This window comes from Hyphomicrobium sp. (genome assembly GCF_035572195.1).
Taxonomy (GTDB): Bacteria; Pseudomonadota; Alphaproteobacteria; order Rhizobiales; family Hyphomicrobiaceae; genus Hyphomicrobium_B.
The window spans coordinates 1-15271 of the sequence record NZ_DATNBA010000029.1; the positions used below are offsets into that span (position 1 = coordinate 1).

14 protein-coding genes are annotated in these 15271 nt (G+C 60.9%); 3 read left to right on the plus strand and 11 right to left on the minus strand.

Translation table 11 applies throughout. From position 1 onward, the window contains the following. Positions 1-156: 156 nt before the first annotated feature. From rsmA to lptF, 6 genes are all read right to left on the minus strand, one after another. Positions 157-1029, minus strand: coding sequence for a 16S rRNA (adenine(1518)-N(6)/adenine(1519)-N(6))-dimethyltransferase RsmA (gene rsmA, locus VN623_RS02780; RefSeq protein ID WP_325567896.1), 873 nt, complete (start codon positions 1027-1029; stop codon positions 157-159). Then, positions 1026-2072, minus strand: coding sequence for a 4-hydroxythreonine-4-phosphate dehydrogenase PdxA (gene pdxA, locus VN623_RS02785; RefSeq protein ID WP_325567898.1), 1047 nt, complete (start codon positions 2070-2072; stop codon positions 1026-1028). The genes rsmA and pdxA overlap by 4 nt, the downstream gene beginning before the upstream one ends. A 2-nt stretch (positions 2073-2074) precedes the next feature. Continuing rightward, positions 2075-3385, minus strand: coding sequence for a SurA N-terminal domain-containing protein (locus VN623_RS02790; RefSeq protein ID WP_325567900.1), 1311 nt, complete (start codon positions 3383-3385; stop codon positions 2075-2077). Positions 3386-3529: 144 nt separating this feature from the next. Continuing rightward, the gene (locus tag VN623_RS02795) at positions 3530-6046 is read right to left on the minus strand and encodes an LPS-assembly protein LptD (protein WP_414653154.1); all 2517 of its coding nucleotides are present in this window, start codon (positions 6044-6046) and stop codon (positions 3530-3532) included. Between the two features lie 3 nt (positions 6047-6049). After that, positions 6050-7144, minus strand: coding sequence for an LPS export ABC transporter permease LptG (gene lptG, locus VN623_RS02800; RefSeq protein ID WP_325567904.1), 1095 nt, complete (start codon positions 7142-7144; stop codon positions 6050-6052). Further along, a complete protein-coding gene (lptF, locus tag VN623_RS02805; protein WP_325567906.1) occupies positions 7141-8337 on the minus strand; it encodes an LPS export ABC transporter permease LptF in 1197 nt (398 codons plus the stop codon). Before lptF ends, lptG begins: the two co-directional genes overlap by 4 nt. 379 nt (positions 8338-8716) lie before the next feature. Between lptF and VN623_RS02810 the strand changes: the two genes are divergently transcribed. Then, on the plus strand, positions 8717-10249 hold the full coding sequence (locus VN623_RS02810) for a leucyl aminopeptidase (protein WP_325567908.1): 1533 nt from the start codon (positions 8717-8719) through the stop codon (positions 10247-10249). A gap of 216 nt (positions 10250-10465) precedes the next feature. Here VN623_RS02810 and VN623_RS02815 read toward each other — a convergent pair whose 3' ends face one another. From VN623_RS02815 to VN623_RS02830, 4 genes are all read right to left on the minus strand, one after another. Beyond that, a complete protein-coding gene (locus VN623_RS02815) occupies positions 10466-10918 on the minus strand; it encodes a hypothetical protein (protein WP_325567910.1) in 453 nt (150 codons plus the stop codon). Positions 10919-11022: 104 nt separating this feature from the next. Next, positions 11023-11748: a hypothetical protein gene (locus VN623_RS02820; RefSeq protein WP_325567912.1), complete on the minus strand. Its 726-nt coding sequence runs from the start codon at positions 11746-11748 to the stop codon at positions 11023-11025. Between the two features lie 75 nt (positions 11749-11823). After that, positions 11824-12339: an N-acetyltransferase gene (locus VN623_RS02825; RefSeq protein ID WP_325567914.1), complete on the minus strand. Its 516-nt coding sequence runs from the start codon at positions 12337-12339 to the stop codon at positions 11824-11826. Then, a complete protein-coding gene (locus VN623_RS02830; protein WP_325567916.1) occupies positions 12336-12863 on the minus strand; it encodes a hypothetical protein in 528 nt (175 codons plus the stop codon). The genes VN623_RS02825 and VN623_RS02830 overlap by 4 nt, the downstream gene beginning before the upstream one ends. On the opposite strand from VN623_RS02830, the gene VN623_RS02835 reads away from it, so the two are divergent. Together VN623_RS02835 and mazG are read left to right on the plus strand one after the other, a co-directional pair. After that, positions 12844-13503 carry a DUF2306 domain-containing protein gene (locus tag VN623_RS02835; RefSeq protein ID WP_325567918.1) on the plus strand — a complete coding sequence of 220 codons (660 nt, stop codon included), beginning with the start codon at positions 12844-12846 and terminating at the stop codon, positions 13501-13503. The two genes, VN623_RS02830 and VN623_RS02835, sit on opposite strands and share 20 nt — an antisense overlap. A gap of 68 nt (positions 13504-13571) precedes the next feature. Further along, positions 13572-14498 (plus strand): nucleoside triphosphate pyrophosphohydrolase, encoded by a 927-nt coding sequence (gene mazG / locus VN623_RS02840; protein ID WP_325567920.1) that lies wholly within the window; start codon positions 13572-13574, stop codon positions 14496-14498. 62 nt (positions 14499-14560) lie between these two features. Here mazG and VN623_RS02845 read toward each other — a convergent pair. Then, positions 14561-15271 (minus strand): FAD-dependent monooxygenase (locus VN623_RS02845; protein ID WP_325567922.1); only part of this gene is annotated, 711 nt, incomplete at its 5' end.

Sequence of the window (15271 nt, forward strand, 5' to 3'; positions counted from 1 at the left end):
CGAAATCAGCCACTGGCCTGAGTACGACTACGTGATCGTCAACAGTGATCTCGAAACGAGCGTAAATTCGGCGCTGGCGATCCTGACCGCGGAACGTCTCAAACGCGCCCGCCTTCTCGGCCTTTCGGCGTTCGTGCGCGACATGCAGGCCGTGCTTTAAGCGGACGCTTGATCGCCGCGCTCGACGATGCTCGCCAGAGTAGCAAATTCCGAAACCGTCAGCTCTTCGGCCCGTCGTTCCGGCGCGATTCCCGCTTCTCGCAGCAGAAGCTCCGGCATGGGGGTCAATTGCTTGAGGCTCGAGCGCAGCATCTTTCTACGCTGACCGAAAGCCGACGCCGTAACGCGAGCGAGCGTCGAGACCCGGCATTGCGGCTCCGGCGCCGGAATGGGGATAAACTCGACGACCGCGGACGCAACTTTCGGCGCCGGCGTGAACGCTTCGGGCGGCAGCGTCATGACGACCTTGGCGCGCGTGCGCCACTGCGCAAGAACGGAGAGGCGGCCGTAGGCCTTCGTGCGCGGCGCGGCAACGATGCGATCTGCAACCTCGCGCTGAAACATCAACACCATGCGGTCGAACCACGGCGGCCATGGCTCTGTCTCGAGCCAGCGGACAAGCAGCAGGGAGGCGATGCCGTAAGGCAGGTTGGCGGCAATCGTCACCGGCTCCGAACCGGCGATCAGCGCCGGCCAATCAGCCTCAAGCGCATCGCCGGGATGCACCGCCAAACGACCCGGATAATGCGCCGCGATCCCTTCGAGCGCCGGCAGGCACCTGGCATCGCGTTCGACCGCGATGACACGCTTGGCGCCTTCCATCAGCAACGCTCGCGTCAAGCCACCGGGACCCGGTCCGATCTCGACGATCGTGCGATGATCGAGGTTACCTGAGAGACGGGCGATCTTGCGCGTCAAATTGAGATCGAGCAGGAAATTCTGGCCCAATGATTTTTTTGCATTGAGGCCATGCCGCTCGATGATGTCTCGCAGCGGCGGCAAGCCGTCAGGTCCGGCGGTTGGGCTCATGCCGTGGCCGCGCGAAACCTGCGTGCGCTCATGTCTGCCGCGAGCTTCAACGCCGCGATAAGACTCGCCGCGGAGGCTATGCCTTTGCCCGCGATCCCGAATGCCGTTCCATGATCGGGTGATGTCCGCACGAATGGAAGGCCCAGCGTGACGTTGACGCCTTCGTCGAAGGCCAGCGTCTTGATCGGGATGAGGGCTTGATCATGGTACATTGCGATGGCTGCATCGTATCTCTGACGGGCCGCAGCGTGAAAAAGCGTGTCGGCGGCCTGTGGGCCCGTGACGTCCAGACCATCCCGTCGAAGCGCCCCGACCGCAGGTCCGATGACGTCGCGATCTTCCGTTCCAATCGTACCGTCCTCGCCGGCGTGCGGATTGAGGCCGGTGATCGCCAGACGCGGGCTTGCAATACCGAAGTCGCGTCGAAGTGCCAGAGCCACCACGCGCGCCGTCTCTACAATCTTGGCCGTCGTCAGCAGGGCGGGGACGTCCTTCAGCGGAACATGGATCGTCACCGGTACGACGCGAAGCTGCGATGAGCAGAGCATCATCACGGGCTGAGCCGTATCGGTCGGCCAGAATTCCTTGGCGAGCTCACCTAGATACTCGGTGTGACCGGGATGCGCGAAGCCCGACTGATAGAGAACGGCCTTCGCGATCGGGTTCGTCACGACCGCCGAGGCTCGTTTCGCCGCGACGTCGGCGACGGCACGCTTGATCGAAAGGATCGTCGCGGCGCCATTGGCCGGTGTCGGCTCGCCAGCTCGTGCAGGCTGGTTCAAGGCCACCGAAACGACGGGCAATGCCCGGTCGAACACGCCCGCGCACTCTCCCACTTCGGAGACGTCTACGATAGGTAAGTCGGAGCCGAGGCTCGCGGCAACACTGCGCATCAGGTCGAGATCGGCGTAGATTGCGAAGGGCAAAAGCCCATGCAACTTGCGATCACGCCAGGCAAGAATTGCGAGTTCGGGACCGATGCCGGCGGCATCGCCCATCGTCAGCGCGATGGGCAGACGCGGCACGGTCTGAGGAGCGTCCATGTTTAGCGGTACTCGATGTGGGCATCCTCGCGGAGATCCTTGAGATAGCGCTTGGCCATGACTTCGAACTCTTTCTGCTTGAGTTCGCCTTCTGCCTTGTTGCGCTTTTCGGCCTCCGGTGTCACGGCGGTACGATCGCAAACGACCCATAGCTCCACGGCACCGTCGCCGACGCTCGGCGGCAGCATCTCGCCGTCACTGGCGTTGAGAAGCAGGGACCGCGTCGGTTCAGGAAACGATGACGTGCGGCGCTTTCCAATTTCCTCGAATTTCGCGCCCGCGACGCCGATTGTAATGTCTCGCGTCGATTTACAGCCAGCGAATTTCGTTCGGATATTGTCGGCTTCCTGGATGCGCTTCGCGATGCCGTTTTCTTCGAGTTTCGCCGGCATGGTAATGCGGATGCGCTGCAGCCGCAACTCGACATCGTCCTGCGGCGCACCAATTGCCGACGTAGCCACCAGTTTGTCGACGTCCCTGCTGGTGACGTTGATCATGGGGCCGAAACGTTTCTTGACCACTTCGTTCCACGACAGCGTCGCGCGAATGCGGGTCGTCATCACACCTATGTTGCCACCGAGCCGCTTGGTGAATTCGGCCAGCGTCATCTTATTGCGCTCGGCAATGTTATTGATAATCTTCTGCACGTCGTCGTCGTCGATCGTGACCTTTTGATTTTTTGCTTCTTGCAGCTTCAGCTTTTCGTCGATCAATTCTTCGATCGCCTGTTTCTTCATGCCGGGCAGGGCACTTGCCCGTGCGCTCTCGAATGCCTGCTTCTGTAGGTTCAGGCCGAATTCTTTTTTGCGCTTTTCAAAGATCGCGATGATCGCGTCGCGCGACTTCCCTTCGTTGGCCTTGACCGTCTCGTTGAGAATGGCCTTCAGGCGATCCGAAGTTCGCGGATTCTTGACGATCGCTTGAAAATTCGCCTTCGCCTTATCTGCGACTGTGCTGCCGCTCAACAGCATCGCGCGTTGATCGATTTCATAAGCGGTGATCGGTTCGTCGTTGACGAGCGCCACGATCGAGTGACCGCCGCCCGAAGCAGGCGGAGGAGGCTCGCGACTTGCCGTCTCAGTGTCTTCTTCCGTCGGCGCCGGCGCCGATGGTTTCTTTGCAGCTTTGGATTTGGTTTTTTCGCCGTCGGTCACAGACGGTCTCAGAACCGTCGCCGTTCCGTCGCCCGTCACCGCGACGGTGCCGGGCTGGGCGGCAACGGAAAGCGACCAGAGCATCGTCATGAGACTGGCGGCCGCGCCGCATCGTGCAATCGATAAACGTCGCACAATGTTGGCTCGTGAGAGCACCATGTTCCAATGCGTCCATATATTCGAATCGCCGCGCCATCGAGACTACCGCAGCCGAACGCGACAATCGGGCTTTATCCACACGAAGAGTGGCCAAAATCCGGCTCAGAGCGCAATGGCTCAACGCGCGCCACAGTCACGCGGACATCAGTTCGTGCGCTGATCGCCACCGAAGTCGAAATTGGTAACATCGGTCTTGGCCGCGAAATCACCGAGATGCTTGAACTCGAAGCGCAGCATGAAGGTCTGATCGGGCACGATGGTCCCGTCATTGAAGTTAGATTCGATGTAAGACGCGGTTAACACGAAGCATTCGTCGGCATACTTCAACAGCACGCTGTCATAGAGAAGACCGCCGTTGTCGATATCGTATCGCGCCAGACCGCCGACGCTCCAGCGATCCGTCAACCGCAGCGTGGCCTGGCCGAGAAGTTCCTGCTGCGGAGTCGAGATCAGCACGGTGCTCTGGGGCAAGGCCGCATCAGGTATGAACGCATCGGCGTTGTAGGTATATCCGACTTCGGCCGAAATCGGACCATAGTTGCTAACCGCGGCGATGTTCGTTTGCCTGATATCGAGCGAGGACTGATCGAAGCGGGCTTGTGAAATGATGCGGAACTCATCGATCGGGGCGAGATAAACTCCAAGCACATAGTCGGAGCGGTCCGTTTCGAGACCGCTAAATGGCGTATAGACGAAATTGCCGTCAGCGTCGCGGCCGGGGTTCAGATAGATATTGTCACCCGAGAGATGAAAGCTCTCACCCGCCAGGAAGCGGGCATATCCGCCGTCGTGGGCTTGGAATGTGTACTGCACGCCGACGTTCGCCGTCGTTCCCGTTTCGATGCGGTCATAGCCCGAAAACCTCGACGTATTGAACAAGTTCGTATCGTCAAAGATGAGGCTCTGCGCATCTAGGACCGGAAACTGCCGTTGCGGCACGCTCTCCTGGTGGACGACGATCTGACCGATAGGTTCGACGATATGGCTGGCGCTCGCGGTATTGGCGACCCAGGGATACGATACCGTGGCACCGCCGTCGACGACGCCTCGAGCGAGCGTGTCCGAACCGACGAAGGACGACGAAGCAACGGTTCCAGTCGCCGGATCGATGACCACCGATTCCGGATTCGTGAAGTTGTCAAACTGGTAGAGGTCGCCCCGCACATCGGCAAACGGCGTGTAGGTGATGCCGATGGCGTCGGTGAATCTCCGCCGCCACTTCAATTCGCTCACTATACGATTGACGTTCGAGTTGGCTGTTTGGCCGGTTATTGGATTTATCGTCGCGACATCGTTTTGCGTAAAGCTCAGAGCATTCGTATTCCACTTGAGTTCGCCGCCCAGGACGGGATCGGCAAACACGTAGTTGTAGTCGATGATCGGATGCGTCGAGCTTTCGGCCTGCGGCGTGTCGTTGGTCAGCAACCCGCCGAACTGATAGAGTTTGGCGCTGAAATAGTTGCGATCCGACTGCCCGGTCAAATACACCTGATTGACGCGGTCGACGACGAGGGCGCTATCGAGCTTGTAGAAGCGGCGGAACTGATCGTCGCTTTCCAAGATGGCGTCCCAGCCGAATTTCCACCAGCTCGAAAGCGAAAACAGTCCGTGCGTCTCGACGCTGCCGCGCAAGCCGTCGTACTTGTCCGGATCACTGACCGTGCCCTCTAGGTCATTGGCGTCCTGATCGATCCCGGCGATCTTGACCGTGTACTGACCATTGCTCAGCCTGTGCCGCCATTCGCCCTGAAAGAGCAAGCCCTGCTGGCTCAGATATTCGGGCGTGACCGTGATGTCGGCATTCGGAGCAAGCGCGTAATAATAGGGTATGCCGGTGATGTAGCCGAGCGTCGACGAGTTGCCGTAGACCGGCGACAGGAAGCCGGATTTCCGCTTCACCGACGGATCCGGGCTCTGGAAGTAGGGCAGGTAGAAAACCGGCTGCCCATAGATTTCGAAATACGCATCCTGATAGGTAATGGTGGCGGCGTCTGCGTCATGGATGATGCGCGCCGCACTGATGCACCAGAGCGGTGGCGTGTTGCCGTCGCTCTTACAGGGCGTGAATTTGCCGTTCTCGAATTCGTTGACGTTGCCGTTGCGCCGGATGGCGCGCTCGGCGGTGATGCGCGACTGATCCTGCGTCACGACCGAAAGCGATTGCACGAAGCCGTCGCGGAAATCGTCCGTCAGCGTATAGCGATCGGCGTGAACGACGTTGCCCTGCGGTTCCTTCACCGTGACATTGCCGACGGCGGTCAGCGTTCCCGCGCCCTGATCGTAGACAACCTCATCGGCGGTCAGAATGTAGTTGTTGTAGTAGATTTCGACGTTGCCGCGCGCGATGACGCGGTTTCCGGCTTTGTCGTAAATCAGCTGGTCGCCCTGCAGCCGCATCGGCTGCGAGCGGTCAACGTTGGTGTTGACCTTGCCGAACATGCTTCCTTTCGGAAACGACGAGGGCTTCTTTTTGTTAGCGGGCGCGAACGGATCACCGGTGGCACCGCTGGTTTGGGCAAGAGCGGCGCCGGTGGTGAGTAGCGTCATCGACGCGATCAGGAAGGCGCACGAAAGCGCGCAGGCGAACCCGGCCGCCGCTCGGCGCCAAGCCCCCCCGCTAGACAAGCCGCAACCCTCGTGCGGTGTCCGCGCTTTACGCATCACTCAACCGTCCTCCTGGTGCAACAGCACCGTCGTTGAGATGACCAAAACCAATAGCACGGGCAGCCAAGCGGCTACCCACGCAGGCGCAAGTCCGGCGATGCCAATTTGCCTCGCGATTTCCGAGAACAAGAAGAAAACGACGCCCCCGATCATGCCCGTTGTGACCATAGTCTGGATGCCCCCAGAGCGGAATGACCGCAATGACACAGTGGCCGCCAAAAGGACCATTGCCAGGCAGAGAAGCGGGCGGGCCAGAAGTGTCTCGTACTGGATGCGCAGCTTCTCAGTTGAAAGCTTCGCCTTGTCAGCGGCTTGGATGAGATTTGGAAGATCCCAAAACGAGATTGAAAAAACATTACCCAGAGCATCATGCACCCGCTCGGGCGTCAGATAGGTCGACACGAGATAAGAGCCGTACTTTTCGGGCACCTGTCCAAGTCGCGAAACCCAAGCATCCTTGAGCTGCCAGTAGCCGTTCTTCAGCACGGCCTGGCCGGCATCGACGCGCTCCGTGAAATGCCCCTGATGATCATAAGCGATGATCATGACGCCGGTCAGGGTCAGGCCTCGGTTCGAGGCAGCGGCCGCACCCAGGATGGATTCCCCGTCCGCACCGTCTTGCCGGATCCATGAGCCGCCACCCTGCGCGCGAAGCAGATTGGTTTCGGTGCCGAATGTCTTGGCAAAAAGCTTGTCGGACCGGGCGCGCCCGCTCGAGGCCAGCGGATTGTAGACCATCATCGTGAAAAGGCCGATCCCGAGACCGACAAGAAGGCCCGGCGTCAGGAACTGCCAGACCGACATGCCGCCGGCGCGCATAACCGCAAGCTCGCTTTTCCGGTTGAGGTAGACGAGGGTGGAGATGCTTCCGACGAGCACGGCGAAGCCGATCAGAAACTCGATGTAGGCCGGAAGCCTGAGCAGCGCGATGTGGACCAGCGTCGTCCCGGAGACCGAGCCGAACTTTCCCGACATCCGCAATAACTCGACGAAATCGATCATGAATATCAGCAGCGCGCAAATGCCGAGGGTCGCCGTGATCGACACGACGAAAAGCTTGGCGATGTATCGCGATAGGGTGAAGGCGCCGGTCATGGAAGCACTCTTCGCCTCCGAGACCGGCTGAAAAGCCGCCGCACGCCGCTCAAGACCGGCGCGCACGCATCGACGGCCTTATCGACCAGCGCCAGGCCCTTTTTCTGATGGTCCGTGCCCTTGATCATCATCAACGACAAACCGATGGCGCCGAGCGGCAAGCCGTAAAGCGGAACGACAAGCGCCGGATTGCGCGCCACGGCATTCGTCAATGCGAGCCCCACAAGTCTGCAGATCGCTCCAATCAGGAAGGCGGCGAGAAGGCCCTGGAGCCGGTTCGACCTCGTCGATCGCGCCTGACCGACAAAGGCTACGATAAGAAACGCAAACGCGATCGGATACAACGGATTGACGAGCCGCTCATGCAACTCAGACCGAAATTGCCCCGGCTGCGTTTTGTATAGCCTGCTGTCGGGTTCGGGATCCGTAAGTTCGCTCCAGTAGCGCTCGCGCGGCTTCAATTCAGTCGAGCCCGTGTCCTGCGGTTCGAAGCGATCGAGATCGACGACGTATTTGTCGAAGGCGACGATCTGCGGCGGCTCGTTGGCGTCCGTACGGCGGATGATGTGACCTGTCGACATGACGAGATAGGCCGTCTTGTCCTGCTTTACGATTTCTCCGTGCTCGGCGAGGTAACTCTGCGACTGCGTCTTGTCGCGCGTGTCGTGCATCACGAGTCCGATGAGCCGCCCATCCGCCGCGCGATCGCGAATGTGGAACATGAGATTGGCTTCGGGGCTGGAGAAGCGCCCCGGCTGGATGACCTGGGTCAAGAGATCGGTCCTGACCTGCACCATGTACTCGCGCAGCAGTCGCATGCTCCACGGCTGAGCGAGATGACTGACGAAGGCCAGGAAGATGCTGACGAGAAAGGCAAGCAGCAGAAGTGGCCTCGCAACCGTCCAGACTTTCGAGCCCGAGGCCGAAAGCACGATCAGCTCGCTGTCGGTGTTGAGCCGGTTGAGCGTGTGAAGTGCCGCGATCAAGAACGAGAAGGGGGCGATGATCGCCATCAGATTGGGAAGCGCGAGCGACGTCATCTTGATGAGCATCCAGGTATCCTGGCCTTCGCTCGTCACGACATTGAACTGGCGCAGCGCCAGCGCGATCCAGACCACCCCGGTCAGTGACACGAGGATGAGCAGGAACGAGCCGGCGGCTTGCCGGAACACGTATCTCGAGAAAATTCGCATGCGTCCGCCGTTCCCCCGCCGGCCACGCCTGCCGAAGCGTCTCACCCTCGGCCGTGCGTCAAAACCCTCTGTTCTCCGGGCTCCCATAGCACCGTGGCGGAATTCCGGCTGTTGAGGGCCGTCGCGTGGTACTGAGAGGGCTCGAATCAACGTTTATGGACAGTTGGTTAGGCTCCCGGCAAGGTGTACGGAAACGACGCCGGAGAAAGCCCGGCTTGCCTCGTTGCCGCGAAGGATTAAGTTGGGCCGCTCAGCCACCACTTCTCACCTCACCGTGGCCTCTCCCGAGGCAACGCGGGGCACGGATCGCGGATCGGCGTCCGCTTCCATCCAAACTCGTCCGCTCACCGATCACAGCATCAACCGGAGATAATGCGAAATGTCCGATCGCCTGGAAATAACCTTTGCACCGCTCAATGCCGATCCTGAGACGGTGACAGTCGTGCTTGCGGGCGACGGGCTGGCGCTAGGCACGAAAGCGCGCGAACTCGAGTCCAAATCTGCGGGCGCCGTCAGCAAAGCCGCGGCCGCCGCCGACTACAAAGGCAAATACAAGTCGACGATCGAAATTTTGGCTCCCGCGAAACTTGGGATCGATCGGCTCCTCGTCGCCGGCCTCGGCAAGACGAGCACGTTGACGCCGCAGCAGTGCGTCGACCTGGGCGGAGCGCTTCTCGGCGCCGTTCAGAACCGCAAGACGTCGTCGGCGAGCGTCATCGTCGACGTTGACGGCGCCGGCGACGTCAGCGCCGAGCAGCTCGCAGCAAACATCGCGCAAGGCGCGCTACTGCGTCACTACAACTTCAAAAAGTATTTCACGAAGAAGTCGAGCGATGATGGTGCGCCAGATAAGGACGGCTTGAAAAAGCTCGTCATTCACGTCGCTCATCCGGATAAGGCGAAGGCCGCGTTCCACCCTCTCAAAGCCGTTGCGAACGGCGTCAACTTCGCCCGCGATCTCGTCAACGAGCCGGCCAATGTCCTTGGCCCCGTCGAACTCGCCGAAAAGACAAAAGCGCTGCAAAAACTCGGTGTCGAGGTCGAAATCCTCGACGTCAAGGATATGGAAAAGCTCGGCATGGGCTCGCTTCTCTGCGTCGGGCAGGGAAGCGCGCGCCCCTCGCGTCTCGCCGTCATGGTCTGGAACGGAGCCAAGGGCGCGAAGAAGCAGAAGCCCATATGCTTCGTCGGTAAGGGCGTCGTCTTCGACACCGGCGGCATCTCGATCAAGGGCGCCGCCGGCATGGAAGATATGAAGGGCGACATGGGCGGCGCGGCCGCGGTCATCGGCACGATGCACGCGCTGGCCGAACGCAAAGCCAACGTCAACGCCGTAGGCCTCGTCGGTTGCGTCGAGAACATGCCGTCGGGCAACGCCGTGCGTCCCGGTGACATCGTGAAATCGATGTCGGGACAGACGATCGAAGTGATCAACACGGACGCGGAGGGCCGGCTCGTGCTCGCTGACGTCCTTTGGTATGCGCAGGAAACCTATAAGCCGAAGCTCGTCATCGATCTCGCGACGCTGACCGGCGCAATCATGATTGCGCTCGGCAAGGAATACGCCGGCATGTTCGTCAACGACGACAAGCTCTCCGAGGAGCTCCTTTCGGCCTCGAAGTCGACCGGCGAGAAACTCTGGCGCATGCCGCTCGACAAAGCCTTTGACAAGATGATGGATTCGAAGAACGCCGACATGAAGAACACCGGCGGGCGTTGGGGTGGCGCCGCCTCGGCCGCCGCATTCCTGCAACGCTTCGTTCAGAAGGACACGCCCTGGTGCCACATCGATCTCGCCGGCACCGCGATGGACGGTAGCCGCAACGACATCAACCAGAGCTGGGGTGCCGGCTGGGGCGTCCGGTTGCTCGACAGGTTTGTCGCCGAGCATCACGAGAAAAGCGAAAAGTAAGGCGGCGCGCGCCGTCCCAACCTCGGCTCGATCTTGATAACGTCGTAAAATAAAAGAGGCGTATCACATTGATACGCCTGCATACCACTATGCTTTTTTCCATAATATCCATTATGCGAAATTGAATGCGGGCCAGTCTGGGATCGGCTTGCGGACACGGCGAGCCGGTTTCTGCGAGGCCGTCACGGAATTTGGATGCGCCGATCCTACGACGGGTCAGCGCCTCCGAGTTTTGTCGTCGATAATAACCGAAAACGTTCGCGTCATCGGCTGAGCCTTGTCGAGCAAAACCGTAACCGTGAAAGTGTCCTCACCGGTTTGCCCGGGCGTCGGCGTGTAATAGATCCCGGTGCCCTCAACCCGTGTGCCGACGCAATTGCCGCTCGAACTGTATTTGACCGTCGTCGGTATGCCTGGCTTGAACGACACCTGTCCCTTCGCGGGCGCGACGCCGACCTGTATCTCGGGAAAACTCTTGAACGTGCAATCCGGGTTGAAACCCGCCATCACGAAAACGCGGGACGTCCCATTCGCTTTCACGTGCGTGATGTCTTCCGCGAAGGAAGCCCGGCCCACAACAGGGAGCGTCGCAGCGGCAACCACGATCGCAACGGCGATCCGCCATGAGTGCGCTGCCGTCCTCCGCATCGCCGTTTCGTCAGCCGCCATCATCTCACCCCTCCCCTTTGCGCAACGAGGCGAGGCTAGAACTAGAGCGTGAGATCGACCCGCGCGACGCGGCCATCGGCTGCAGCCGCCCAAACCTTCGAGCCTCACGCCCGGCTTTCAAGCGTCCTGATACCTTCCGCGATCAGCACCGCGTAGAGCGCCAGGACGAAGCCCGACAGCATGTTGACGGAAACGACCGCGCCGATCGCCTGTGCCAACGCCGGGTCGAAAACCCACGACAACATCCGCACGACGATCTCGTCGAAGCTCTGCTTCAGCAGAAACAGGAATTCGCTCGCCTGCTCCATCGTCGGCTTCAACGGCAAATCGAATGCGGCGCGCTTGGCAAGCTCGGTAATGCCCGGTGCCGGCAAAAAGGTCAGCCCGGCCGAGAACAAAAGCCCAAGCGGCGCTGCAAGCCGGAAATAGCCCCAGCGCAGCGGCCGTGCCTTGAGGCGATACATCAGAAAGCGGACCGCCTGCACGCCGAGAAACAGGCTCGCCGCGAAGATCACCGCGACCCACTTCAGCCGCTCATGGTCGGTCCCGAGGAACGTCAGAAGACCGACGACGCCCGCGAGGATAGCCTTGGTCACGGATTCGATCGTTCCAACGGCAACGATCAGATAGATCGACCGCCCCGGCGTTCGATCGAAATAGAATGGAAATTCGTATTTCAGTCGCGCGATCTCGAGCGCCGCTCCGACGCCGAGTGCCAGCAACGCCGTGCCGCCGGCGAACAGCAGCGGCGCCGTGAAACCGACCCACACGACGGCGCAAATGGCGGCCAGCTCCAGCGCCATCATCAGGCCGTTGAAGAGGATGTGCATGCTGCCCCGTTCCGCGATCCACGGTCATGGCAGTACTAGCATTACTTTTGGCGAGACTCTAACGCTCGCTGTTCATCAGGAGGTCAGAAAGAACGCTGGGTTGTAGGAGACGTCGGCGACGGGCGCCGCACCGATGAAAGATCGCGTCAAAAAATATGCGGGCGGCACGCCTTCGAGCATCATGCCGGCAGACTGAATAAATCCGAAGCGCTGGTAAAACGCAGGTTCGCCGAGGACGACGCAGCCGACGGCACCGAGCTTTTGAAGTTGTTCCAGACCGTGCTCGATCAGCGTCCGGCCGATGCCCCTGCCCTGCAGCTCCGGCTCGACCGCTACCGGTCCAAGTCCATACCACCCGTCCCGGCCAGAACTTAAGCTCACCTGGGAGAAGGTCGAAAAGCCGGCTATGTTGCCGTCGACTATCGCGACGTGTGGCAACGTCAGCAGGCCCGCCGCCCGCAGTCGAGCGACGATCAAGTGTTCGGTTTGCTGGCTGTGAGGATGATCTTCAAAGGCGCGTCGAAGCACACGTTCAATATCGTGGACGTCATCCGGACGCTCGCCGCGGATGACCGGCGAAGCGGTTTTCAAGACGTCGCCTTGTCGAGCGTGCAGGTTGCATCGCCCGTGCGGGCCAGATCGGCCTGGAGCGGGAACGACCGGCGCATCAAAAGAAGCTCCGATCCAGTGTCGCCGAGAACGTGCAAACTGGCGCTACCGTCCTTCGAACGGTACCAGGCTTTCACGGTATAGGGCGCCGAACCTTTGGCGAGTTCGAGCTTACCGTCGAACTCGATTCCGCCCTCGGACTTCGCAGCGGCAGCGAGGTGGACGCCGACCCGCCCGCACGTTTTGTCCGCGTTGACCGCGATCCCGCACCAACCGTCTTTGCAGGCCACGATGTCATACGTCAGCGCGCACCCAGCCGCGCAATGCTCGCCGCCCCCTTGGCGGCCATAGCCGTAGTGCGGACCACTCCATCGGCCAGCAAGCGAGATCGGCTGGTCGGCTAAAGTCGCACTATCGCTTTCGTTCGCCGCCGCAGAGCCGACAAAACTCGAAGCGATGATACCGGTCGCGATGACCGACACCGTGATGACAGCCAACGCCGCCACGGCCGCAATGCCTCCGCGCGAACGCCGCGCCGGTTTGGCTTCGCACGGCGTCCGCATCGCAATTCTTTTCATACCCGTCGTCCTCATTATGCCTGTCGGCCTCGTCGCGATCGGATCTGGAACGGGCCTCATCGCACTGCCCTACGAGATGTTCGAACTTGCTCGCCGCGCGCCGATACTTTTTCCCACTCACATGCTGTCGTCGGCATTGGCGCTACTCTTGGCACCCGTGGTGATCATCGTCAGACAACGGCCTAAGCTTCACAGACCGCTTGGCCGGCTGTTGGGCGGCTTTGTGGTGATTGGTGGGCTGACGGCCCTTCCCGTCGCCATCATGAGCCACTCGACGCCTTGGGCGCGCGCCGGCTTTTTCGTGCAGGGTGTCGTTTGGCTTTACCTATTGGGAGCCGCCTATGCCGCGATCCGCGCGCGCAACATTCCTCGCCACGCCCGATTGATGATCGCGATGGTCGCCGTAACCACCGGCGCCGTCTGGTTCCGCCTGATGACGGGAACGGCGATTGCGCTGAACCTGCCATTCGAACCGGTTTACGCGCTTTCTGCCTGGATCGGCTGGATGGCGCCGCTGGCTTTGGTGCTTGCTAACCCACGGCTGGTCGCGAGCGCGTTGGCGCGATAGCCGCACCGCCTCCCCTCGTCGATCCCGCCGCCATCGTCTAGTGTCCGCGCCAATCGCAGAGGACGGACATGACAGAGGCACTGACACCTTCGCGCGACATCGTGCGTCTTATCGAAATCATGGCGGCGCTCAGGACGCCGGTGACCGGCTGCCCATGGGATCTCGAGCAAACCTTCGCGACGATCGCGCCCTACACGATCGAGGAAGCCTATGAGGTTGCCGATGCCATTGCGCGCGGCGACCTGATCGATCTGAAGGACGAGCTTGGTGACCTGCTGCTCCAGGTTGTCTATCACGCCCGTCTTGCCGAGGAGCAAGGCGCGTTCGCTTTCGGCGACGTCGTCGAAGCCATCACGAAGAAGATGATCCGCCGCCATCCGCACGTCTTCGCAGACGGTGCCGCGCGCAATCCGGCCGAAGTCAAAGGCAGCTGGGAACGCATCAAGGCCGAAGAGCGCGCCGAGAAAGCAGCAGAGCATGCACGGCTTACTCCCCCCTCTCCCCGTTTACGGGAAGAAGTGATTCCGGCCTCGATCCTCGCCGACATTCCGGTCGGCCTGCCGGCTCTGACGCGAGCCATCAAGTTGCAGGACAAAGCCGCCAAAGTCGGCTTCGACTGGCCAAGCCTGGCCCCCGTCTTCGACAAGCTCAAGGAAGAAATCGCCGAGTTCGAAGAGGTGGCTTTGCCGTCTGATCCGAGAGGCAAAAAAGAAGGACCCCACAAGCCCGCCGCTTCCGGCCGGCTCGCCGAAGGCGAGTCGAAAGCGGCCATCAAAGAAGAATTCGGCGACATGCTGTTCGTAATGGCCAACATTGCGCGACATCTGAAGCTCGATCCGGAAGCCGCCCTGCGGGACGCCAACCAGAAGTTCATCCGCCGCTTCGCGCACATCGAAACGCGCCTCGCCGAGGACGGCAAAACGCCGAACGAATCTTCGCTCGCCGAAATGGATGCGCTCTGGGACGAAGCAAAGGCGATCGATAAGCACGCGTGACCAAACCACGTCATGGCCGGGCTCGACCCGGCCATCCAAGGCCACATGTTCGGCTGCCTGCGCTACGCAGCCTGCCCCGCGCGTATTTCCGCCGAAACATGCTCGGGACGGAACCCGAGTCCCAAAAGGCGTGCCGGAATACGAGAGACGTACGGCACTCCGGTTAGCAATCGCAGCAACAGCGGCGGCTTGACGTTCGACGTCGCGGCCAGCGTCGGCGCGATCAATGTGTTTTGCATGATGAGCTGTAGGCGCTGGGTGGCTCGCGTCGGAAAATCGCGCCGCGCTTGAACCGCCTTGAGATCCTCGAAGCGCAACCGCTTCTCCTTCAGAGGCTTCCACAGCAGATTGGCCGCCGCCACCGCATCTTGGATTGCCAGATTGATGCCGACGCCACCAACCGGGCTCATCGCGTGCGCGGCGTCGCCGATGCACAGCAGTCCCGGCCGTGCCCACTCTTTCAACCGGTCGACCGTGACGGTCAGCAGTTTGACGTGGTCCCAATCTGGAATGTCGTTGGCCCGCTCGGCGGCAAACGGCAGAAGCCGACCGACCGATTTGCGGAAAGCGTCGAGCCCGCCCGCACGCACGCGTGCATCGCCGCCTTTCGGAATGACATAGGCGCACTGCCAATAGTCGCCGCGTTGAAGCATCACGAACAAATGCCCGGCATCGAAGCGAGCTTGCGTCTGGTCGGTATCGCCTTCGAGACGCGGCAATCGAAACCACATGACATCCATCGGCGCGCCAAAATCTTCACTGACGAAGCCCGC